This window comes from Acinetobacter sp. YH12076 (assembly GCF_013419525.1).
Taxonomy (GTDB): Bacteria; Pseudomonadota; Gammaproteobacteria; order Pseudomonadales; family Moraxellaceae; genus Acinetobacter; species Acinetobacter amyesii.
Map to the genome: position 1 here is coordinate 241,873 of NZ_VOZY01000005.1, position 23,300 is coordinate 265,172.

Annotated in this window: 26 protein-coding genes and 1 pseudogene; 16 read left to right on the forward strand and 11 right to left on the reverse strand. The window is 38.9% G+C overall.

The window, feature by feature from the left end; translation table 11 throughout:
• Positions 1-394: 394 nt before the first annotated feature.
• From FTU22_RS06845 to FTU22_RS06865, 5 genes are all read right to left on the reverse strand, one after another.
• Entirely contained in the window at positions 395-1,474 is a 1,080-nt protein-coding gene (locus tag FTU22_RS06845) for a porin (protein WP_180093623.1), read from the reverse strand.
• 312 nt (positions 1,475-1,786) lie between these two features.
• Positions 1,787-2,200: an HIT family protein gene (locus tag FTU22_RS06850; protein WP_078188511.1), complete on the reverse strand. Its 414-nt coding sequence runs from the start codon at positions 2,198-2,200 to the stop codon at positions 1,787-1,789.
• Positions 2,201-2,231: 31 nt separating this feature from the next.
• Positions 2,232-2,501, reverse strand: a complete 270-nt coding sequence (locus FTU22_RS06855) for a YARHG domain-containing protein (RefSeq protein ID WP_078188510.1) — start codon at positions 2,499-2,501, stop codon at positions 2,232-2,234.
• Positions 2,502-2,589: 88 nt separating this feature from the next.
• Positions 2,590-3,462 (reverse strand): NAD(P)-dependent oxidoreductase, encoded by an 873-nt coding sequence (locus FTU22_RS06860; RefSeq protein ID WP_180093625.1) that lies wholly within the window; start codon positions 3,460-3,462, stop codon positions 2,590-2,592.
• Positions 3,463-3,480: 18 nt separating this feature from the next.
• Entirely contained in the window at positions 3,481-4,575 is a 1,095-nt protein-coding gene (locus tag FTU22_RS06865; RefSeq protein ID WP_180093627.1) for an alpha/beta fold hydrolase, read from the reverse strand.
• Positions 4,576-4,717: 142 nt separating this feature from the next.
• On the opposite strand from FTU22_RS06865, the gene FTU22_RS06870 reads away from it, so the two are divergent.
• The 10 genes from FTU22_RS06870 (at position 4,718) to trpB (ending at position 13,190) form a co-directional block, all read left to right on the forward strand.
• Complete coding sequence (locus tag FTU22_RS06870) at positions 4,718-5,905, forward strand: O-succinylhomoserine sulfhydrylase (RefSeq protein WP_180084924.1); 1,188 nt, start codon at positions 4,718-4,720, stop codon at positions 5,903-5,905.
• Between the two features lie 32 nt (positions 5,906-5,937).
• The gene (locus FTU22_RS06875; protein ID WP_180093629.1) at positions 5,938-6,267 is read left to right on the forward strand and encodes a YbaB/EbfC family nucleoid-associated protein; all 330 of its coding nucleotides are present in this window, start codon (positions 5,938-5,940) and stop codon (positions 6,265-6,267) included.
• Between the two features lie 12 nt (positions 6,268-6,279).
• Positions 6,280-6,876 (forward strand): recombination mediator RecR, encoded by a 597-nt coding sequence (gene recR / locus FTU22_RS06880; RefSeq protein ID WP_078188505.1) that lies wholly within the window; start codon positions 6,280-6,282, stop codon positions 6,874-6,876.
• A gap of 201 nt (positions 6,877-7,077) precedes the next feature.
• Positions 7,078-8,220, forward strand: a complete 1,143-nt coding sequence (locus FTU22_RS06885; RefSeq protein WP_180093631.1) for an HRDC domain-containing protein — start codon at positions 7,078-7,080, stop codon at positions 8,218-8,220.
• 124 nt (positions 8,221-8,344) lie between these two features.
• Positions 8,345-8,653 carry a YcgL domain-containing protein gene (locus FTU22_RS06890; protein WP_180011296.1) on the forward strand — a complete coding sequence of 103 codons (309 nt, stop codon included), beginning with the start codon at positions 8,345-8,347 and terminating at the stop codon, positions 8,651-8,653.
• A 21-nt stretch (positions 8,654-8,674) separates the two neighbouring features.
• Entirely contained in the window at positions 8,675-9,058 is a 384-nt protein-coding gene (locus tag FTU22_RS06895) for a hypothetical protein (protein ID WP_078193907.1), read from the forward strand.
• Between the two features lie 21 nt (positions 9,059-9,079).
• Positions 9,080-9,931, forward strand: a complete 852-nt coding sequence (locus tag FTU22_RS06900) for a MoxR family ATPase (RefSeq protein WP_111884943.1) — start codon at positions 9,080-9,082, stop codon at positions 9,929-9,931.
• A gap of 79 nt (positions 9,932-10,010) precedes the next feature.
• A complete protein-coding gene (locus tag FTU22_RS06905) occupies positions 10,011-10,460 on the forward strand; it encodes a hypothetical protein (RefSeq protein ID WP_180093633.1) in 450 nt (149 codons plus the stop codon).
• 202 nt (positions 10,461-10,662) lie between these two features.
• Positions 10,663-11,850, forward strand: a complete 1,188-nt coding sequence (locus FTU22_RS06910; RefSeq protein ID WP_180093635.1) for a VWA domain-containing protein — start codon at positions 10,663-10,665, stop codon at positions 11,848-11,850.
• A gap of 131 nt (positions 11,851-11,981) precedes the next feature.
• On the forward strand, positions 11,982-13,190 hold the full coding sequence (trpB, locus tag FTU22_RS06915; RefSeq protein ID WP_180093658.1) for a tryptophan synthase subunit beta: 1,209 nt from the start codon (positions 11,982-11,984) through the stop codon (positions 13,188-13,190).
• 31 nt (positions 13,191-13,221) lie between these two features.
• Here the strand turns inward: trpB and FTU22_RS06920 are convergent, their stop codons facing one another.
• From FTU22_RS06920 to FTU22_RS06935, 4 genes are all read right to left on the reverse strand, one after another.
• Complete coding sequence (locus tag FTU22_RS06920) at positions 13,222-13,584, reverse strand: hypothetical protein (RefSeq protein WP_180093637.1); 363 nt, start codon at positions 13,582-13,584, stop codon at positions 13,222-13,224.
• Between the two features lie 122 nt (positions 13,585-13,706).
• Positions 13,707-14,138: a CBS domain-containing protein gene (locus FTU22_RS06925; protein WP_078193901.1), complete on the reverse strand. Its 432-nt coding sequence runs from the start codon at positions 14,136-14,138 to the stop codon at positions 13,707-13,709.
• A gap of 106 nt (positions 14,139-14,244) precedes the next feature.
• Positions 14,245-14,622: a DUF2750 domain-containing protein gene (locus FTU22_RS06930; RefSeq protein ID WP_180093660.1), complete on the reverse strand. Its 378-nt coding sequence runs from the start codon at positions 14,620-14,622 to the stop codon at positions 14,245-14,247.
• 139 nt (positions 14,623-14,761) lie between these two features.
• The gene (locus tag FTU22_RS06935; RefSeq protein WP_078188494.1) at positions 14,762-14,995 is read right to left on the reverse strand and encodes a hypothetical protein; all 234 of its coding nucleotides are present in this window, start codon (positions 14,993-14,995) and stop codon (positions 14,762-14,764) included.
• Between the two features lie 221 nt (positions 14,996-15,216).
• Between FTU22_RS06935 and FTU22_RS06940 the strand changes: the two genes are divergently transcribed.
• Positions 15,217-15,576, forward strand: a complete 360-nt coding sequence (locus tag FTU22_RS06940; protein WP_111884936.1) for a hypothetical protein — start codon at positions 15,217-15,219, stop codon at positions 15,574-15,576.
• Between the two features lie 109 nt (positions 15,577-15,685).
• Positions 15,686-16,009 carry a hypothetical protein gene (locus FTU22_RS06945; RefSeq protein WP_078193898.1) on the forward strand — a complete coding sequence of 108 codons (324 nt, stop codon included), beginning with the start codon at positions 15,686-15,688 and terminating at the stop codon, positions 16,007-16,009.
• On the opposite strand, the gene FTU22_RS06950 is transcribed toward FTU22_RS06945, so the two are convergent.
• Both FTU22_RS06950 and FTU22_RS06955 read right to left on the reverse strand, forming a co-directional pair.
• Positions 15,933-17,501 carry a pitrilysin family protein gene (locus tag FTU22_RS06950; protein ID WP_180093638.1) on the reverse strand — a complete coding sequence of 523 codons (1,569 nt, stop codon included), beginning with the start codon at positions 17,499-17,501 and terminating at the stop codon, positions 15,933-15,935. The genes FTU22_RS06945 and FTU22_RS06950 overlap by 77 nt on opposite strands.
• A 126-nt stretch (positions 17,502-17,627) precedes the next feature.
• A pseudogene (locus tag FTU22_RS06955) lies at positions 17,628-18,941 on the reverse strand (M16 family metallopeptidase); the annotation flags it as partial.
• Between the two features lie 249 nt (positions 18,942-19,190).
• Here FTU22_RS06955 and ftsY point away from each other — a divergent pair.
• The 4 genes from ftsY to FTU22_RS06975 all read left to right on the forward strand — a co-directional run bounded on the left by ftsY (position 19,191) and on the right by FTU22_RS06975 (position 22,827).
• Positions 19,191-20,297 (forward strand): signal recognition particle-docking protein FtsY, encoded by a 1,107-nt coding sequence (gene ftsY, locus FTU22_RS06960; RefSeq protein ID WP_180093640.1) that lies wholly within the window; start codon positions 19,191-19,193, stop codon positions 20,295-20,297.
• 174 nt (positions 20,298-20,471) lie between these two features.
• Positions 20,472-21,158, forward strand: coding sequence for a nitroreductase family protein (locus FTU22_RS06965; protein ID WP_180093641.1), 687 nt, complete (start codon positions 20,472-20,474; stop codon positions 21,156-21,158).
• Between the two features lie 215 nt (positions 21,159-21,373).
• On the forward strand, positions 21,374-21,967 hold the full coding sequence (locus FTU22_RS06970; protein WP_180093642.1) for a nitroreductase family protein: 594 nt from the start codon (positions 21,374-21,376) through the stop codon (positions 21,965-21,967).
• 182 nt (positions 21,968-22,149) lie between these two features.
• A complete protein-coding gene (locus tag FTU22_RS06975; RefSeq protein WP_180093662.1) occupies positions 22,150-22,827 on the forward strand; it encodes a DUF2057 domain-containing protein in 678 nt (225 codons plus the stop codon).
• Positions 22,828-23,300 lie beyond the last annotated feature (473 nt).

Genomic DNA, 23,300 nt, shown 5'->3' on the forward strand with positions numbered 1-23,300 from the left:
TTAGTTAAAAAATAAACTAATTTTTTTATTTTAATACTTGACTAAAACACTTGTGTTTAATTATTTTAAATCCGACTAAAACGCTTATATTTATATTTTAAATTCTGACTAATTTACTATATTTACTAAAAGTTACATTATTAATAATGAGAATCCTTATTGAGTGAATAAGATTTTTATTTGTTATGTTTAAGTTTTGCTAAAAAAATGGGCTATTGATGTAGTGCTGTTAAATGATCTCTATATGGTTAATGTTAAAGAGGCTGGACTAAGTTTTTTAAATACTTTTTAAATATTTGATACATGATGAACTTAGCTTATTTTAGTCCTGAGACATTACATTTGAGAAAAAAAAGACATACCGGAGTATGTCTTTTGGGGGAGATATTGCAGCTTAGAAGTCGTAACGTAGACCAAGAGAAAGTGCAGTTGCATTTTCATCACCGATCCCTGAAATACCGTTACCGAAGCTACGACCTTCTTTCCAAGGGTTGAGTATAGAGTTTTTGTCGTTAAGCACAGTTGCTAGGTTGCCGTATACGCGTAAAGTGCTATCTAACTTATGTTCTACACCCACACCGATCAAGCTTGCATTGGCATCATCAGCATCGACGTCACGGTAGAAGTATTCACCGCGTACTGAGGTTTTAGGCGTTACTTTATATTCGCCAGCTACACCAAAAACTTGAGCATCTGGGTTGGATGTATCGTTGTCGTGTTTAGCAATTTGGTATAGAGCACCCAAGTTAAATTCTTCAGTTAACTTATATGCACCGGCAATACGGAATGCATCTCGACTTGCGCCACCTGCTGCATTTGCTGCATTTTCATCATACTTTTCGTATGCTGCTGCAAAATCAATTGGACCTTCTTTATAGGTTAGAGCAAGGTCATAGGCTTTGTTATCATCTTTGCCTTCGCCATCTGCGTCACGGTCAATTTGTGTACCTGAATGCATCGACATTGCAGCTAATATATTGAAACCACCGCCAAATTTTGGAGATTTATATTCAATGGTGTTTTCATTACGTTCATCAAATTTTAAGTTGCCTACACGTGTTACGTTACGAACGTCACCAACCATGTCACCGAAGAAGTTCACAGGGCTACGTGCGACTTTAAATGGGCTGTCAAAACGACCTACACGTGCTTGACCATAAGTTGAACTTTTTAAACCCACGAATGTGTCACGTGTTGAAAAATCTACACCTTTACTGTCTTGGCTACCGCTTGCAAAGTTTACTTCTTGCTCAATTTGAGCGAATACGTTGAGGTCATCATTAATTTTTTGATCTACTTTGAAGCCTAATCGTGAAGCGTTAGAAGAAAGACCAACTTCGTTGTAATCTTTACCATCATCTAGATAGTCAAGAGAGACATGTGCACGGCCATAAATTTTTACATCTGCAGCTGATGCCATCATTGGTGTAAGAATTGTTGCCCCGATTGCTAATGCACATAGAGTTTTTTTCATTTGAAGCTCCAGAAGACTTTTCCAGTCATATCAATATGTTTTATCAGTAGCTTGGATAGAAGTAATTTCGCTATCTAATGGCGCTAAGTATTCATTACAAATAAGACAGTTCTATTAAGGAAATATTTCAAAACGGTGAAAGGTGATTTTTGGTTTAAATTGTTTTTATATTTATAAAAATGAATATTTATTAAGTGTTTATAGTTGAATTGAACATTAAGTTGTTTAAAGCTAAAAATAGTTAGCGTAATAGTGTAGATATAAAAAATGGAGCCGAAGCTCCATTGATCATCACTTTAAACTCAATTGAACTTAAAGTGCTGCTTTGATTTTTTCGCCAATGGCTTTAATTTTTTCCATATCGCCCATTTGTGCGGCATGTTTACCTAATTCATGCACCGAAGTCGGAATTAGGTGGAAATGCACGTGCGGAACAGTTTGACCCGCAGCAGCGCCAGACAACTGCATCAATACGATACCTTTCACGTCTAAAGCTTTTTCCATTGCTTTCGCAACTTTTTGAGCAACCTGAATGGTATAAGCAGCCGCTTCTGGATCTAAATCAAGCAGCGTAATAGCAGGGGTTTTAGGAATTACGAGCGTATGACCTTCGGCCTGTGGCATGACATCCATAAAAGCGAGTACTTGATCATCTTCATAGACTTTAAACGCAGGAAGTTCTCCGCGTAAAATCCGAGCAAAAATATTTTGATCATCATAAGTCATTGCTAAATTCCTTGAGCGAATTGAATCGTAATTATTTACAGTTCAATTCTTTCTGACGATCTTTGATCGCGTCAAGTCGTTGTTGCTCTTTTTCTGAAAATTTAGGCTTAGTTGTGTAGCAATTGTCATTGCCGAACTTCGCTTTAGCGTCAGGATCTTTAAAGCAGAAACCTTTCGATGCATAAATCACGTCATGGTCATTTTTCAACTTTTGGCATTCTTGCTCAGATGCTAAAACAGCAGTAGAAGCCCCGATTAAAGTTACAGCACCTAGCAAAGTTGCAAGGGTAAATTTGTTCATGCGAGTTTCCTCTGTCATTTGTAACAATGTGTGTTATGACACTAGAGTACAATATGATGGTTATTTATCGTTATTCAATGGCGAGTTATTACTCAATTGTAATTTTACTCCATTTTTCATACATAATCATAGCGCTTGAAAAATCACTGTTTTCTTCAGCTTGATCGCTTGATGCTTGGATTAAATTTTGCGTCAAAGAGAGCACAGGGGCTGAAAGTTTTGCTTGTCGTACCAGATCAACAGCAATTCCCGTATCTTTGGCAAGTAATGGAAGTGCAAAGGTTAATGGGAAGCTACGATTCAGTACGCGCTGCGGTAAAACTGTTTCAGTCACATTACTTTTACCGCTCGACGCATTAATACAATCGAGTGCTTCATGTAAGTCCACGCCATGCGCTTTTAAGGTGGTGAATCCTTCAGCAACTGCACAAAGATTTACAGCCATTAACATGTTGTTTACAGCTTTAACGGCAAAACCCGCACCTGGTTCACCCACATGTTTAATCAGTTTGCCAAATGTTTGGATCGCAGGTAATGCACGTTCAAAGGCTGCTTTGTCACCACCAATCATGACGGTTAATGTTCCCGTTTCAGCGCCAATGGTTTGTCCACTCACAGGGGCATCTAAGAATGCAACATTTTGCTGCTTTAAGGCAGCAGCGAGTTTTTTTGCAGATTCTGGCACACCGCTAGTACAGTCGACCCAAATCGAGCCTGATTTCAGCGTCACACTCGCAATTAAATTTTCAACATCTTGGCTGATGGGTAGGCATGAAAAAACAACATCCGCTTGTACTGCTTGCTCTAATGCAACCGCTTGCGTACCAAATTGAGCAGCATGTTGCTCTGCCTTGGTAAAGTTTCGATTCCAGACATAAACCGTGTTGAACTGTTTTGGTAGGTGCGCTGCCATACGGTAACCCATTGCGCCCAATCCGATAAATGCAACTGACTGAATCATCTTTACCCTCTAAATTTTTTATTTCAATAAACTGGATCTTTGTGTAAGCCACTGGGTCAAAGTTGGCCAAAATTGATTGGCACTTTTTTGACTCGACATCAGGCCGAGGTGACCACCGGGAATGAGAGTAAACGTGACATCTTGACTACTTGTCAATTCGCCTAAAGGACTTGCTGCATCAGCAGTAACGATTTGATCGCTAGAACCCGCGCCAATCAATAAAGAGCAGTGGATATTTTTTAATTTAATAACTTTATCTTTCAATTGAATAATGCCGTTTTTAAGTGGATTTTGTAGCCAAACATTGAACACCATGTCTTGGTTAATGCCACCCGGATAGTCAATCATGTGATTGAGAAAATCGCCCATGGTTGCATGTTCATACAGGTCATGCAGATTATCTAAGTTAGATAGAAATTGTTTTTGGCTTTTGAACCAACCCATTGGATCAACGATTTTAAATCCAATCGCATTGAGTACGCCCGGTGTATGGATAAAATGTTTAGGAATTTTCCCTGTGTAGACCTTATCTTGTAAATTCTTACTACGTGAAAGCAAGCGATTGGTTTTTTGAAATAGCTTTCCGATACGACCTGAGGCATAGCTATCAATCGGCGCGCCCATCACCATTAGATTTTTAACATGTTCAGGTTGATGTAATGCTGTATACAGCGTGACAAAGACTCCAGCCATACTCCAACCGTGTAGCGAGATGTATCGACTATCTGCATGCTCACAAATTTGATCAATACAATGTGGAATCACATCATCAATAAACGATAGAAAATTTAAGAAACGATCTTGATAGTTTAATTTTCCCCATTCCAACAAATAGACATCAAATCCACTATGTTGAAAATGTTTCACCAATGAGCGATATGGATACAAATCATAAATCGCCATATTGATGGCCAGTGGAGCAACAAACACTAAGGGTTCTTTGTATTTACGATCAGGCGAAGCGTAATACCGAACTTTTGCATGTTTATATTCAGTAATTACTTCATAGGGTGTCGATTGAGAAAGGACCAGCGATTTTGCATTAAACACACGTGTAGACAAGTGTTTAATTTTCTTTTGCTGCGCCAGAAATTTCTGTTTGAAAGGATGCATAACTGTCAATTGCCTAAGTCCTTGTAGGATTGGTCGAAGTCTAAGCGATAATTTCGTATTTTACCTTGACCTTAAATAGCTTAGACGCTCAAAATATTGGCAATTCTTCACAAAGGCAGTTCTTCGCAACTGAGTAATACAGATGAGCCAACAAGACGACATCGAATACCAATTAGAGACTTTAGCGATTCGTACAGGTCATATTCGTACTTTTGAGGGTGAACATAGCGAGCCAATTTTCCTGACTTCATCATTTGTTTGTGAAAGTGCAGCAGATGCCGCAGCAAAATTTTCAGGTCAAATTGAAGGCAATACCTATTCACGTTATACCAATCCAACTGTACAAGCGTTCGAAAAACGTTTAGCTGTTTTGGATGGTGCTGAAGCCGCAGTTGCGACAAGTTCGGGTATGGCAGGCGTACACGCGATCACTTTGGCATATTTAAAAGCTGGCGATCATGTGGTGTGTTCACGTGCTGTCTTTGGTTCGATCATTTCTCTGTTCGAAAAATATGTCATCAAATTTGGTGTTGACGTTACTTTTGTTGATTTGGAAGATTTAGATGCTTGGAAACAAGCGATTCGCCCAACTACACGCCTCTTGTTTATTGAAACACCGTCAAACCCATTAGCTCAAGTAGGGGATTTACAAGCCATTGCTGATATTGCACATGCGCATGGGGCATTATTTGCAGTCGATAATACTTTCTGTACACCGGTGTTACAGCAACCGATTAAATTCGGTGCGGACCTCGTGATCTATTCATCAACAAAATATATTGATGGTCAAGGTCGCGCGCTCGGTGGTGCAGTTGTAGGTAGTGCAAAATTGATGGAAGAGATTACAGGTGTTATTCGTACACTGGGTAACTCGATGAGTCCATTCAATGCATGGATCTTCCTGAAAGGCCTAGAAACTTTAAGCTTACGTATGAAAGCCCACTGTGCAAGTGCTCAAACTTTAGCTGAATGGTTAGATGCGCACCCGAAAGTTGAAAAAGTGTACTATGCGGGACTTCCAAATCACGAAGGTCATGAGTTGGCGAAAAAGCAACAAAAAGGCTTTGGCGGAGTTGTATCGTTTGTTGCCAAAGGCGAACGTGAAGGCGCTTGGACAGTGATTGATAATACTAAGTTCCTTTCTATTACAAGTAACTTGGGTGATGTAAAGTCAACAATTACCCATCCTGCAACGACTTCTCATGGCAGAATGTCAGCAGAAGCGAAAAAAGCAGCAGGGATTAGCGAAGGTTTAATTCGCGTATCTGTTGGTTTAGAAGATATTAATGATATTATTCGCGATCTTTCACGCGGTTTAGATCTTATCTAAAGTGAATTCATCAGTTTTGTTCGGAGATTTTTATGAACATTAATATGCTCATGCAGCAAGCTCAACGCATGCAAAAAGAAGTTGAGAGCAACATTAAAAAAGCGAAGGAAGAGCTTGCACAAGTTGAAGTTCACGCTGAAGCAGGTGGTGGTCTGGTTAAAGTTACTATGACTGCGCGTCATGTGGTGAAACGTATTGAAATCAATCCTGAACTACTTCAAGATGATCCAGATATGATTGAAGATTTAATTGCAGCGGCAATGAATGATGCTTCACGTCAAGCTGAAGTGATTTCAGAAGAAAAACTGAAATCTGCAAACTCGGGTATGGGGCTTCCACCAGGCCTTTCAGGTTTATTCTAAGGAATACGTTAAATGTTTAGTGATCGTTTTGATCAACTTGTACAGGCATTGCGTATTTTGCCAAGCGTTGGGCCAAAGTCGGCTCAACGAATGGCACTGCACTTAATCATGAAAAATAGGGAGGGTGCTGTTGGTCTGGCACATGCCTTGACTGAAGCAACCAACTATATTCATGAATGTTCCATTTGCCATTCATTGACTGAAGATGAAGTGTGCAACATATGCGTCTCGTCAGAACGTGATGATCAACTGCTTTGTGTGGTTGAATCTCCCGCAGATGTCATGGCAATCGAGCAAAGTGGCAGTTTTAGAGGGAAATATCATGTATTGGGTGGACATTTGTCGCCACTCGATGGTATTGGCCCCGACGAAATTGGTATTCCATATTTAATTCAACGACTAAGTGATGGTAAAGTGCAGGAAGTGATCTTGGCGACCAATGCAACGGTTGAAGGTCAAGCGACAGCACATTATTTGGTTGAAGCGACTAAACATTTACCAATACAAATGACCCGTATTGCACAGGGAGTACCACAGGGTGGTGAGCTTGAATATGTGGATAGTCATACCTTAAGTCAGGCCGTGCATAACCGAATGCGAATGAAGTAACTATAGAGCGAAACTCGTTTCGCTTTGTATAATTTTCACCTAATTATTTATACTTAATAACGATTAAAGTTTTTGTTTACAATGAATAAAAAAGCCAATTAAAGGAAATAAGTCACTAAAATAACGTTTTTCCTTATAGATAAATAATATATATCAGTTAATATAAGCTCATAGAGCATCTAAAATTAGACTCAGCAACTTATGTATCAATTCATTCAAAATCAGCCAGATTTAAATTCTGTTTTAAATCTTATGGACCAAAGCTCGATTTACGGACTCGACACCGAGTTTATAAAAGTAGATACCCTGTGGCCCAAACTTGGACTTTTCCAAATTAATGTACAAAATCAGGTGTATTTACTTGATGGTACAACCCTCGATTTAACCCAATTCTGGCAAAAATTATTTGCGGCTCAGCAAAACATTTTTCATGCATGTAGTGAAGATATCGACCTGATTTATCACTATGCACAGCATAAGTCTTTAGAAAATGTCTTTGATACCCAAGTTGGGATGTCATTTTTAGGGTATGGCTTACAAGTCAGCTATCAAAATGCCTTAAAAACTATGCTCGATGTAGATATAGATAAAGATCAGACACGTTCAGATTGGTTGGCTCGTCCACTCAGTGCCGAGCAATTGAACTATGCAGCGAATGATGTACATTATTTAATGAATTTAAGCCATACGATTCAGAATGAATTGGCTGCGAAAAGTTTATTAAATTGTGTGCTTGAGGACTGCAAAAATTTAACTTATGAAATTGGCACTGAAACGCCGATCCATATGCTGTATCACGATATTGGTAATTATCGACATTCACGTCGTCAGCTCATGCAAATTCAGCAATTGGCCGTTTGGCGTGAGCAAATGGTGAAAGCCTTAAATCAGCCACGTAGCTTTATTCTTAAAAACTCAACCATCATTGATATGGTAGAAAAAAATCCAAAAAATAATTTTCAATTGAGTGCAGTGAAAGACATTCGTCCGAACATTGTGCGTGAGCATGGTAAAATTATTTTAGATTTGTTGAAGTTTTTACCAGAACAAGCTGAATGGCCGCTGCGTATGGCACGTCCAATTCGTCATTCGTCTCAGGATATTGGTTCGCGCGTCGATACCGTTATTCAGCGTGCAGTACAAGAAACCTCTGTGCCTAAAGAAGTTTTAATGCGTAAAAAATGGTTAAATGCTTTGTATCAGCATGTGGTTTTTCATAATGATGAACAAGATTTACCGAGCTATTTGTTGGGCTGGCGCTATGATTTGCTGACGAAGCCTTTAATTGAAGTACTGCATGCCGATGAAAGCTATCTTTCTGGTCAAATGAAAGTGATGGAATAAGTTCTGATTGATTAAAGAACTATCACTTATACAAATTCACGACTGATGCGTTAATAAACACTAATGTATCAGTCTTTTTTTTGATGTATCCTTTGCCTTGCGTTTAATGAGTATTGATTCAATTATGTACTGTTCTATCTACAAATCGAGCAAAAAAGATGAAATGTATCTTTATATTGCTCGTCCTGAAGTTAATGAAAACGAAACTGAAGCGACAGATCCGCTTGCAGTAATGCCTGATGCTTTACGTACAGCGTTTGGTCGTGCCACATTTGTCATGGATCTAGAACTTAGTGAATCACGCAAACTTGCACGTGTGAACGTATTGCATGTCATAGATTCAATTGAAACAAAAGGGTTCTTTATTCAAATGCCTCCAGAAGGTTTAATTGACCCAAATGCAGTTGAGCCAGAAGGCTTGCGCGGCGCTTAAGTTAATTCAGGAGTTGTGATAATGAATGGTGTAGTATCGGTATTGGACTCAATTCCTGAAAGCAGTATTGCAATTACGGTTTACCTAGGTGGGGCTGTAATTGCTTTGTTGTGTTGGTATGGGCTGATGAAGCGCTTACCCAAAACGATCGGTGCCATTGGTTGGCTTATCGTATTTGCTATTTTATTAACACCAACCGTTTCTGAAGGTTCAAATGCAGCGATCGCACCTGCGATTTTTGGTTTGATTTTTGGTGTATTAACAAAAGATCAGCCATTGGTTTGGTTGAATCTATCGCTGATTCTCTTTGTGGTGGGTATTGGTTTAGTCCTTGGATATTTTTGGACAAAATACAATGCAGCGAAACCACAGCACGTTGTAAACAAGAAAATTTCACCGCTTTAAATAAAAAAATAAGGTTATGTCATGTCTGTTGAAACTCAACAATTTACTGGTACAGATCAATATATTGCGACCGATAGCTTAAAACTTGCAGTAAAAGCTGCACGTTCATTGCAAAAGCCACTTTTGGTTAAAGGTGAGCCGGGGACAGGTAAAACACTTTTAGCCGAACAAGTGGCTGAAAGTTTAGGCCTTAAGCTCATTACTTGGCATATCAAATCGACGACCAAGGCTCAACAAGGTTTGTACGAGTACGACGCCGTATCTCGTCTGCGTGATAGTCAGTTGGGTGATGACCGTGTTTATGACATCAAAAATTATATTAAGCCGGGTAAGCTTTGGGAAGCATTCACTAGTGAAGAACGTTGTGTACTTCTAATTGACGAGATTGATAAAGCAGATATCGAATTCCCTAATGATTTGCTGCATGAACTCGATAAAATGTCATTCTTTGTGTATGAGACGGGTGAGACAATTACGGCTACACAACGTCCAATCGTGATCATTACTTCAAATAATGAAAAAGAACTTCCAGATGCCTTCTTGCGTCGTTGTTTCTTTCATTATATTGAATTCCCTGACGAAGCAACCATGCGTGAAATCATCGATGTACATTTTGAAAATATTTCAAGTACCTTGGTTTCTGAAGCACTACAAATCTTCTTTAAATTACGTCAAATTCCGGGTTTAAAGAAACCGCCTTCAACCTCTGAGTTGATTGATTGGTTGAGTTTGCTGATGGCGGATGATATGCCAGAAGATATTTTACGAAATACGGATAAATCAAAATCAATTCCACCGCTTTATGGTGCCTTGATTAAGAACGAACAAGATGTGCAATTGCTTGAGCGTCTAGCATTTATGTCACGTCGTTAATTGATATCAATTCTTTAAAAGATTTAAAAGCCGGTTATCCGGCTTTTATTTTGAGTATTAAAAAATATAAGGGTGAATTATGCAGACAAGCGCATACGTATCACGTGTACATTTAGCTGTACCTAAGAGATTAAAGCCAACTGTGCTTTTGTTGGCTGCGAGCTTTTATCTCCCTGTTTTTAGTTATGCAATGGATGATGCTCAGTTTGAACAGCAGCATCAACAGCTACTCCAGGATGCGTATTGGGCGCAAGTTGCAGAACATCAACTTAAAGAACTCATTGATCAATCAGATCATCTCGCAGCTCAAACGGCCATTCAACAAAAGACCTGTGCTGCAACTGTACTTGAGCTGAAATACTATGATTTTGTGATCTTGAACCTAAGCGATTTTAACCGCTATAAAAACAATCAAGGTTTTCATAAAATCGTAACCATTGAAAAGTTACAGCAAGATCGTCTTGATGTTCAGCACAAATATGAAACTCTTAAACAATCGCTTAATAATAGAAATGCGACTTGCGAATAAATCATACCGTATGTGTTTCTTTGGGTAGTAGGGCAACGTATATGAACACGCAGTAAAAGCTTTTGGCTTTACTTGTAGGGATCAATTTTTCATAATGGAGGATGTAAGGCAAGACTCAGTTGCAGATGAAATAACAAGATCACATGCATTCACACTGGATTTGACCTCCTGATATTTAATTTTTATTGGATTTTATTCGCCTATGTTTGTGCGATTGTTTTATACCCTTCGAAAATACGGTGTTCCTGTTTCAACTCGTGAATTGATTGACTTGAACCAAGCAGTGGCAGCAGGGCTGGTCTTTGCAGATCAAAATGAATTTTATCAGCTTGCAAAAACCGTCATGGTCAAAGATGAGCGTTACTTTGATAAGTTCGACCGTGCAATGAAAGATTATTTTGACGGTATTGCTACCTTTGATTTAGATGAGCTATTAAATCATGTGCATAAACTGCCAAAAGATTGGTTTGACCTTGAGCTCATCGAAAAACATCTAACACCTGAACAACGAGAAGAATTAAAAAAAGCCGGATCATTAGAAGAACTGATGAAAATGCTTGAAGAGCGTTTGCGCGAGCAGCATAAAAAGCATCAAGGTGGTAATCGGATGATCGGTACGGGCGGTACCTCGCCCTTTGGTGCCTATGGTGACCATCCTGAAGGTGTACGTATCGGTGGGCCTGGTCGTAAACGATCTGCGGTGAAAGTGTGGGAACAACGACAATACCGAAACCTAGATGATGAGCAGATTCTTGGCAGTCGTCAGATGCAGATGGCATTGCGTCGTTTGCGTAAATTTGCTCGCCAAGGTGCAGCAGAAGAGCTAGATATTGACGGAACCATTCGTGAAACGGCCAAACAAGGTATTTTGGATGTGCAGTTGGTTCCTGAACGACGTAACCGCATTAAAGTCTTGATGCTTTTTGATGTTGGGGGCTCGATGGATTCACATATTGCCCAATGTGAGAAGCTATTTTCCGCTGCAAAAACTGAATTTAAAACCTTAGAGTATTTCTATTTCCATAACTGTTTATATGACTATGTGTGGAAAGATAATATTCGCCGTTCAAGCACGCGTATGAATACATGGGATCTATTCAATACCTATGGGCGAGATTACCGTGTCATCGTGGTCGGTGATGCGAGTATGGCACCTTATGAATTGAACTCTGTAGGTGGTTCTGTGGAGTATATGAATGATGAAGCGGGTCAGGTGTGGTTACAGCGCTTACGCAATCACTTTGATAAAACAGCATGGTTAAACCCCGAAGAAGAAAGTTATTGGCATTACACCCAAACCATAGCTGCGATTAAACAAATCTTTGAAGATCATATGTTCCCAATGACCCTAAAAGGCGTGGAAGATATGACGAAATATTTAGCGCGCTAAAGCGTTAAAAACGATACTTTTTCTTATCAATGATGTTTATATTACTTACTCCAATTTTGCATTGTTTCTTATTTTCAAAATTGGATAGTATTTAAAAGTCTTTGTTCTGCATACAACATGAAGGAAATATGATGGATCATCAAATTAATGGTATCGCATTACCTAATGAAGAAGGTTTCTTCGGTAAATACGGTGGGCAGTTCATTCCACCAGATTTAAAACAGGCAATGGATGACATTAATATTGCTTATGAGCAAATTCGTCATACAGAAGAATTTCAAAATGAATTGAAAGAGTTGTTTGCACACTATGTTGGACGTCCAAGCCCATTGTTTTATGCGAAGCGCTTGTCAGACAAATTAGGTGGGGCACAAATCTACCTCAAGCGTGAAGACCTTAACCATACTGGCGCACATAAAATTAATCACTGCCTTGGCGAAGCTTTGTTAGCAAAATACATGGGTAAAACCAAAGTGATTGCAGAAACTGGTGCAGGTCAGCATGGTGTAGCTTTGGCAACGGCTTGTGCCTTGGTGGGTATTCCATGTGAAATTCACATGGGGCAAGTGGATATTGAAAAAGAACATCCAAACGTGGTGAAAATGAAGATTTTAGGTGCCAACCTTATCTCTGTTACACGTGGTACAGCTACGCTCAAAGATGCAGTAGATAGCGCTTTTGAAGAATATTTAAAAGATCCAACCAATTTTATTTATGCGATTGGTTCAGTGGTTGGCCCACATCCATTCCCTAAAATGGTTCGTGACTTCCAGTCAATTATTGGAGATGAAATTAAAGTTCAAGCCAATGATCGATTTGGTGCAAATCCTGACTATGTAGTTGCATGTGTGGGTGGTGGTTCAAATGCCGTTGGTGCATTTACAGCATTCCTCAATGATACAGATGTAAAACTTGTGGGTGTGGAGCCTGCAGGCCATGGTTTAGATACCAATATGCATTCTGCAACATTGACGCTGGGTAAGCCAAGTCAAATTCATGGCATGGCATGTTATGTCCTTGAAGATGAGCAGGGTGAACCGTTGCCAGTGCATTCAATTGCATCAGGTTTGGACTATCCAGGGGTGGGGCCACAACATAGTTTGTTAAAAGACCTAGGTCGTGTTGAATATACAACAGCGACAGACCAAGAATGTTTAGATGCATTCATGACGCTTTCACGTGTGGAAGGTATTGTGCCTGCACTAGAAAGTTCACATGCGGTTGCATGGGCAATTCGTGAAGCATCAAAACTTGCCAAAGATGTGAAGATTGTTGTTAACGTTTCAGGCCGGGGCGATAAAGACTCAGACTATGTGGCTGAAAAATTAGGTTTAAATTAATTACTGCCATTAAAAAAGACTAAGTTGCTCATCATCTGTTGATGGTGCAAAAATCTTTTGCAGTTGTATCTGTTGATGGTGCAAAAATCTTTTGCAGTTGTATAGCCCGATCTATATTCGAAGTATCCCAGTTTTTAACTGGGATATTTTTTTTGACATAATTTTTATATATAGTGTGGTTAACGCTTGATGTAATTGGAATTAACTCAGGATGTAGCGCATAAATAATTGCCTTTGCATCTAAAATTTCAGCGACAGCAGAAGCAATCTCTAAATTGATCGTACATCGGTGGTATTGCAGCAGTTCATCGTCTTTCATCGATAACATTAAGCGTTCTAATTCTAAAATGATGGCATCTAGTTGGTCTAATTTATCTAAAGCGGGTTTAAGCATAAGAAAGGAAATTGAGAAAAGTAATTAATTTGTAATGTGTATGTCATTACAAATTTTGAATTATATTAAATTATTGATTTTTAGAATTCCCCCTTAAAGCTTATCAAGGGGGATTTTTGAGTTTAGCCAGAAATATATTGTTGAAGTTGTTCGATCAGTTTGCGTTGATCATCCATTGCTGCTTTTACAAGGTCGCCGATGGAGATTAAGCCAGTTAATTTCTGTTCCTCAACGACAGGTAAATGACGTAAATGGCGATCTGTCATGAGTTCTAAACATTCTTCGACAGTCGCTGCACTTGTCACGGTGATGACACTACCCGTCATAATTTCGCTGACAGAGGTATCGAAAGATGTTCTTTCCATCAGGGCGATTTTACGTGTGTAATCACGCTCAGACAAAATACCAACGACTGTGCCTTCATGGGTCACAACGAGGGCACCAATGCCTTTTTGTGCCATCAGGGAAATGGCTTCGAGTACAGTCGCATCTGGAGTGATGGTGTAGATTTCTTGATAAGCTTTGTCTTTAAGTACTTGGGCAACTGTAGTCATATTTTCATTCCTTTATAGTAGTTTTTGTTTAATTTAAATTAGCGCGAAATTTGAAAAAAGCAAATACTTTTCAGTGCATGTTGGGGTCAAACATGCACTGAGGGTTTTATGCCATTTGAATCTTATCTTGGTTAAAAAAGAATAAACGCATTTGCGAGGTTGTGAGCTTGAGACGGATGTGACTTGAGCTATGCAACGCAGGGATGACTTTAAGGCGTGTTAATGTCGGTAATAGCGATGCCTCAAAATCTTGTGGTGTAATGCGTCGTGGAGTGTAGTTGGGCCAATGCTTTTTGGCATATTTATGCGCTTGAATGCCATTTAACCAAAACGGGAAGATAATATGATCTTGATCGCTGGTCATTGCCCAACCTTGTTGGTGGTAGAGACCCCAAAGGACTCCACAGTACATCATGGTTTTTAAAATACTAATTTTGAAAAATAAATCTTTTGGAATAGGTTTATATTGCTTTAATTTAGACATCATATGCAGCGTGTTGTTGATGTTGCTCCTATTGTAGGAAATTCTTATGAAAAAGCTGTGTAAGCTTTGAACTTGATTGTAAGAATTTATGTAGTTAAAAGTTGAAGGGTGTAAAAAACGCCACCTTAGTGACGTTTTGTTATGCTTGCAAGGTGGCCATGTTCTGCCAATATTGCGCTTTGAGTGAGTCACGTTCTACGCGGAAGCCTTGATAATAAAGTTCAGCCAAAAATAACGCTGCTTTACCATGTCCAGCACGAGCTGCATCTTCCAATTCATGAACTGCATCGCTGAAGTTCATTTGAGATTGAATTGTGTTTACCGCATTTGCGTATACATGTTCGAGTTCATGTTGAGAGAATTGTTGAATCATATTTAACTCCTTATTCTAATTATGATCATTAAGGGCCCATTCTTTAGCCCTATTAACTAATTTAACTAAGTATTATTAAACTAATATTACAATTATCTTGAATTGTCAACTATTCACGTAAATATTTCTAATTTGCTATAGTTTACATGATTAAACAATGGACAATTGTTTTCGTGAGTAAAATACTATCATAAGAAGTTGTAGATAATAAGGAGAAGTAAATGACAAGAGTTTTAGACGGTTTAACTTTAGATTATCCTCCGACATTAGCGCAAATTGTGGAGTTGGCACATCTACATCGTCGCAATCTTGATGAAGCAATTTTTCATCAAGAAATTCATTTAGGGGATTTTGGTTTGGCACAGCGCAAACGTGTATATGATTTCACACGGGATTTAGATAAGGCACAGCGCTTAGAATTTTACAATGCATATAATGGCGAATTACTCAAAATCGCCGATGATGATGATTTACATCCTGCGCATGCAGAAGGTGGAATGAGTATTTTTGCAGTATTTATCGTTTTGGCGATTATTGCATTAATTCTTTATTTTGCGGTGATACGTACCATTATTCATTAAATTGTTTAGCTAACTCACAGACTGAAACAGTGAACTGATGCAGTTTTAAGCGCTGTGACTTGAACTTCTTGAACGTCAGCCATACACTACTTTGAACCTGAGGTAGTGTATGACTATTGATTTAGAAAAAATTATTCAATTCAAATCTAAAATACAGCTAGAGCAAATTTATAATATCTTTGTTTCAGTCATGATCGTGGTGATTTTGGTATTGGCTGTGATTGCCTTATATCGTCCTATTTCTGTACAGCAATACCAAAACGTGTCACGACTTGCGTTGCAGCAAAGTTATCCTGAAACACAGGAAATGGCGATGCTGCTGAGACAGCAAGATCGCATTCGTGTGGGTGCTTATCTTAAATTGATGCATGCTTATCAGATGGAGTCTGTGCGAGCACATCAACTTCCGGCTTTGGCAGAGGAACAGCTTTAGTTGCAGGGATTATCTTGGTTGGAGCTGCTTGTACATTCTTCTCCAATATCTGCTGTACTTCATTTTTATCTAAAGTTTTGCTCACTACAATCACAGTCATATTTTCAGGGTGCATGTAAGTACGAACCGCATTTTGTACATCAGCTACAGTTATTTTTTCCAATAATTTAGGGTACTGTGTCAAATAATCTGGGTCTTGTTGATAAAAGCCCAATAGACCAAGCTGTGCATTGATCGTTGCATTGCTGCTGTAATTATTTGGAAAAGCACGCAGCATGCCTGCTTTGGTTTCTTCCATTTGTTTTTGATCAATAGGCATTTTGACAAAATCATTTAAAGCATTATGCGCAACTCGAATACTATCTATCAGCTGATCTTGACGTGTTCCATAGCTAAAGCTAAAAATACCGGGTGCTTGGCTAAAGCTAAATGCACTATAGGCACCATAAGTATAGCCACGTTTAACGCGAAGCTCTTGCATGAGGATCGAGTTAAAACCTCCACCACCAAACATTCGATTGGCTACTTCTAGGGCTAATCGATCTTTGTTATCACGTGTCGTTCCTAAATGTCCAAACATGATGTTGGCTTGGGTGGAATTGTAGGGAAGATGGATGATATCAAAGCCTTTTTTTTCTTCTGGTTGTGCAAGTACCTTAGCTTTTTCACCTTGGTTTAAGTTTCCGGAAATACGTTCTGCAAGGTTTTGTGCTTCTTTTTTGCTGAGTTTGCCTGTAATGGCAATATTCATGTTTTGAGCAACTAAAAATTGATTACGAAACTTCTTTAAAATGTCAGGGGTGATTTTTTTGATACTGCCATTGGTTCCAGTAATCGGTTCTGCATATGGGTGTGTGCCGTATACAGCCCGATAGAAACGAATATTCATTAAGCGACTTGGGCTTTCTTGGAGTTGTTTCTGACCAGCTTGGTTATTGCTGAGTGCTAAGTTGAGACTGGAGTTTTTAAAAGTCGCATTTTTAATCACATCCATCATCATACTTAAAGCAGGTTCTAATTTTTTAGGGTCTGACAATACGCGTAGCCGAACGACAAACATATCTCGATGTGCTTGTACGCTAAATTGAGCACCTGTTTGGTCAAAAACCGAGGCAATTTGCGTTGCATTGTATTTTTCTGTGCCTTCATCGATTAAACGTGCAGCCATGTTGGCAACACCATACAAGCCTTTTCCGACTTCTTCATCACGAGCAGAACCTGCATTAAAGGTCAGTTGAATATCCACCATAGGTAGATCTTGTGATTCAACAAACAGGCTATTTACGCCATTTCGGTTTTTCAGCACTTGAACAAGCGGAGCACGGTAGTCTTTATCAATCTGTAAATTCTTTAAACTTTGCAGCATGGGGATAGATTGTAATTGGCTCGGATTATCGTTGAGGTCGGGAACATTTTCCTTATAAGTTTCTGCATGAAGGATTGAGCCAAACGCAGTGAGTAAGCTTAGAGATAAAATTTTCGTAATAGTCATCACTAATCCTTACAAGACGCTTTCAGTGTTTTGGGTTGAGCTGATTTGTTCCTCTGGAATAACAACTTCCGTTTGAGCGGATTTTACTGTTTGATCTGTTTTATTTGAGGTTGTTGGAACCTCCGTCTGTTCTGGAAGTAGATACATGGTGCTTAAATTTTCTCGGACAAAATACGCATTTGCGACACGTTGAATATCCTGTGCGCTGACGTTTTCATATAGTTTTGGTAATTCGTCCATTAGCCTGAAACTGAGTCCATTGACTTCTAAGTTGCCGATTGTCTTGGCTTGGCTGCTGATGTCATCTTGGTTATAGATTAAATTGGAGACAAAACGTGTGGTGATACGTTCAACTTCAGGTGTTTTGACTAATTCTGTTTTTAAAGTGTCGATTTCATCTTGTATCGCTTTTTGCGCTTGTTCCATTTTGACGCCATCGGCAGGGAGTGCTGAAATGGTAAACAAACTGTCTCCACGATTGTATGGATCATAAGAAACACTTACAGCAGTAAGTAATTTTCTATCGCGTACCAGTTTGTCTTGTAGGCGCGATGAGATGCCGCTGTCTAAAATATTGCGAATAATATTGAGAGCATAAGCATCTTGTGGGTTTTTTGCGGTAGCCAGTGAGCGTACATTCCACGCCATATACAAATTGGGCACTTGTACGGGTAAATTTAGTTCCATATGACGATAGCCCACACGCTCGAATTCCCTCACATCGTTACGATCAGGTGTTTTACGTGATGGAATATCACCAAAGTATTTTTGAACTTGACGAATGGCTGCTTCGGCATCGACATCACCGACAATCACCAAAATGGCGTTGTTTGGGGTATACCAATCTTTATACCATTGTTTTAAATCTGCTAATTTGATGTTTTGCAGATTTTTCATATGTCCAATGACGGGTTGACGATAGTGACTGGTTGGATAAGAAATCCATTTGAAACGTTCATAAGCCAAAGAACGAGGGTTGTCATCTGTACGCTGTCTGCGTTCTTCCATAACCACTTTAATTTCAGGCTCGAAATCTTGTTGTTGCAATCGTAAATTACTCATACGATCCGCTTCGAGCTCCAGCGCCATAGGGAAGTAGGCTTTAGGATACAACTGATAATAATTCGTGTAATTGGTAAAGGTTGCAGCGTTGATGCTGCCGCCATAGATACGGCTGAGACGTGTAAATTCATCATTAGGAACTTTGGTGGTTCCTTTAAACATCATATGTTCGAGCGCGTGGGAGATCCCTAATAGATTGCCCGACTCATCACTACTACCCACACGGTACCAAATATGGGTCATTACCATCGGCGCACGGTGGTCTTCACGGATAATGACCTTTAAACCATTTTTAAGGGTGGTTTCAAAGGTGCTACGTGTTAATTGGGTACGTGTGTCTGCATGTAGATTGGGTGCAGACCAAAGGCAACTGCTGATGACACAGATAGGAAGCGCAGAGCGAAATAAAGTTTTAAAAAAATAAGGAGAAAATCTGTTTTTATGGGACACAAAGGAATCCATTAAAATGCATTTTATAGCTATCTAGTTTTCCTAAAGTTAATTTTGATTGCAAGTTCAACATGTTGTTTTTTAGTGTGCTTCGCTCTGACGGGCGTGTATCGACTCAATTTAAGATAACTTATGATAGAATCGGTTTTTTAACGCAGTGCTTTTCAAGGATTCGGCATGCAACAGCAATCTCATGGGCAGAATAAATTTTTGATTGATGCTGATATCGGTGATGACGATGTCACGCTACCGAGTTTACCTGCGGTAAATGTGCCGATTATCGAGACACCGAAAGTACAGCAAGAAGTTGCTGCACCATTACAAGAAACAGAGTCAGAAACTGAAGACTCGAAGGTGAAAGGCGGCTTCTTTAGTCGTATGAAAGAAGGTCTAGCAAAGTCACGTAAGAACTTGGCAGACGGCATGGTGAATATCCTGATCGGTGGAAAGGAAATTGACGATGAACTTTTAGAGGAAGTTGAAGAGCAACTTTTGGTTGCTGACATTGGTGTCGATGCAACCAAAACGATTATTGCGAACTTAACTGAACGTACTGAACGTGGCGATTTAATTTACTCACACTCTTTGTATAAAGCGCTTCAAGAAGAACTTGTGACATTACTTGCACCACGTGTTAAACCGCTACATATTGACAGCAATAAAAATCCGTATGTGATTTTGGTTGTTGGTGTGAATGGTGTGGGTAAAACCACCACAATTGGTAAATTGGCGAAACGCCTACAAGGTGAAGGTAAAAAAGTAATGTTGGCTGCTGGTGATACATTCCGTGCAGCAGCGACAGAACAATTACAAATTTGGGGCGAACGCAATAATATTGCCGTTGTGGCGCAAGGTCATGGTGCAGATTCTGCTTCTGTTATTTTTGATGCATTTGAAAGTGCTCGTGCAAAAGGCGTAGATGTGCTGATTGCAGACACTGCAGGTCGTTTACATAACAAAGGACACCTCATGCAAGAGTTGTCTAAAGTAAAACGTGTAATGCAAAAAATTGACGCTACAGCTCCTCATGAAGTGATGTTAGTGGTAGATGCAGGTACAGGTCAAAATGCCATTAACCAAGTTGAAATGTTTGATGAGGCAGTAGGGCTTACAGGTCTAACCATTACTAAACTGGATGGTACTGCGAAAGGTGGTGTGTTATTTAATATTGCAAGCCGTACCCATGTGCCAATTCGTTTTATTGGTGTAGGTGAGAAAATTGATGACTTACGTCCATTCTCAGCAAAATCATTTGTCGCAGCATTATTTGAAACTGATAAATAAAATGCGTTAAATGTCACATAAACTCCGCAAAATGCGGAGTTTTTTGTTTTTGAGCTTACTGATTGATTTAAAAAGCAACATGTGAATAAATCATAGTCAAAATTCAGCCTGATATACCCTTAGAATAAGTAAGGAATTATTGTTATATATAAAAATTGCTTTGGGGTGTTTAGGGTGGCGTTACTCGATAAAATTGGTCATGTATTGACTGCGGATATCACTAAAGATTTTAAATTAAAAAAGAAAACTACCGAACATGAAGTAGAAGCGTCATTTGTCGACCAACTAAAGAAACGTCGTAGTATCTACGAGCTTGGAAAGAAGGTGCATTACAGTCAGGCTTATTTGGCGGAACTGATTCAAGAATCCGTAAGAAGCTGTCCATCTGCATATAATTCGCAAAGCACACGTATTGTGGTTTTATTTGGTGAATCTCATCAAAAATTTTGGGAGATTGTAAAAGACGTACAACGCAAGAATGTTGCGAGTTATATTTTTGAAGGTGTGGCGCTCAAAATAGATCAATGTGCAGCTGGCCAGGGAACTGTGCTTTTCTATGAAGATCAAGCTGTGATTCAACAATTACAAAAGAAAGTGCCATTAAGTGCAGAAGATTTTCCAGTGTGGTCGGAGCAAACGTCTGGCATGGCCCAATTCGCAGTATGGACTTCGATCGCAGATGCAGGTCTAGGCGCATGTTTACAGCACTATAATCCACACATTGATTATGCTGTTGCCGAACACTTTGATATTTCAAAACAATGGCTGCTACGTGCGCAGTTGGTCTTTGGTTCAATTGAAGGCCAAGCGCCTGAACGCTTAGAACCAGAAGATCAAGATCAGTTTAGAATTTATGAGTAATTTCTATGTGCTGTAAGTTGCTTTGATTTCTGCCGTACTAAAGACAGTGAAACCAAAATCTGAATGTAAGTGGGTTGTAGGTATTTAGATGCTTGCAACTGATTGTTCTAGAAATAAGACACAATGTTGTAAATATAGTCATGCAACGGTTAAAAACTTCACCTATTATAAATCTCAATTTAGTAAGCTAATTGAAAATAAAAAGAGGTCTTGTAATGTCATTCTTGAATCAAATCGAACAACGTCGCACAATCTATTCTATTGGTAATAACGTTACTTTATCGCAAGATGAAATTGAGCAAACCATTAAAGATGCTGTACGTTTAAGTCCGTCATCATTTAACTCTCAAACGTCTCGTGTCGTTATTCTGTTTGGTGATGCACATCAAAAATTCTGGGATATCGTACGTGAAACTTTACGTAAAATTGTACCTACAGATGCATTTGAAGGAACCAATGGCAAGATTAATAGTTTTGCAGCAGGTTTTGGTACAGCATTATTTTATGAAGATCAGGCTGTAGTAAAAGCTCTCCAAGAACAATTTGCACTTTATGCAGATAATTTCCCAGTATGGTCTGAACACTCAACAGCGATTGCTCAATTTGCTACTTGGACGGCTTTGGCTGAAAAAAATATCGGTGCATCATTGCAACATTACAATCCAATTGTTGATGCTGAAACAGCTGCGGCATTTGATGTGCCAGATCAATGGAAACTACGTGCACAACTTGTTTTCGGTTCGATTGAAGCACCTGCAGGTGAAAAAACCTTTATTGCAGATGAAGAACGATTCAAAACATTCAAGTAATGATGTTGTGATGAATTAAAAAGGATGCTTTGAGCATCCTTTTTTTATATGCAAAATTCTTTAATGAATATCAAAATAATGTCTTGAAACAAAATATACAGTGATTGTTAGATGTCATAAGATTGTCACATATGCATTGCATAGTGCATTCGAAACTAAATAATTGATAAAGAGTGATAATGATGACTTTAAGATTAACTGTTGCTGCTGCAGCGCTGATGTTAAGTAGTGCCGGATTTGCAGCTGTAACTTTGACTGTTCCGGAAGAAATTAAAATAGTTGCAGTTAATGATCAAGAAGTTACTGGTGGTTTATTTCGATCTACGGAGAAGTATAAGCTAGATGCAGGTGAAAACCTATTAACGGTACGTTATAGTGAATTTTTTCAACATGCTGATAATTCTCACGATATTTTAAAGTCAGGTGTGGCCGCTATTCGTACTCCAGCACTGATTGATGGTCAAGAGTATCGTTTGGGTCTAGTCAATGCACCAAAAGATTTTGATGCTGCGCAAAAATATAAAGACCAACCGATATTTGGTTTGTATGACAGATCTAATCAATTACTTGTGCAGCAAGCTGGGGCGAAGAAAGAACAAAAATCGATTTTCTCCAATGGTGTTTTAGGTAATGCTGTAGATTTTACGAAGAAAGAAGCTGTACCAGAAAATCAACCGGCACCTGTTTATGCACAATCCTTAAATGTAAAACCAACAAACGTGGCAGCTCCTGTGGTCGCTCCAAAAAATATAGCTGTTCATCAAAATGGGGCAGATCAACAATTTATTCAGCTTTGGCAGAAGGCTAGTAAAGCTGAACGACAAAAATTTATGAGTTGGTTGGCTGAGCAAGCAAACTAAAGTCACTTTTGTAACTTCATTAGTTTTCTTAAAATCCGTGATATTCGAAAAGTCCGTTGAATTACGGGCTTTTTAGATTGAAGAATATAAAAATCACCAAGAATTATAAAATTCGTCTTTCATAAAGCAAAATATAAGGATATATTGATCTTTAAATAAGCAATAGATTGCTTTTAGTTTAAAAAATATACACTCAAGTAAAATATTATAGAAATTTCTATGATAGGGGCTTGTGTTTGTTTTGAAACTCTATAGAATACGCTGCATACCAACGCAGACAGCGATAAACGTAAGGTTTTTAGTTGTTTGATGTTGTTTTCTTATTTGCTGACGAAGTATTAAGAAAATCATTAAGAGATTATGAAGAACAACTTGTGTGGATTTTTACTGATTGATCGATCGAAATTATTTTCATTGATTGATGGTAGAAATTACTCGAAGTTTATTTGAGCAAATTTTTGTCAGTAATTGAT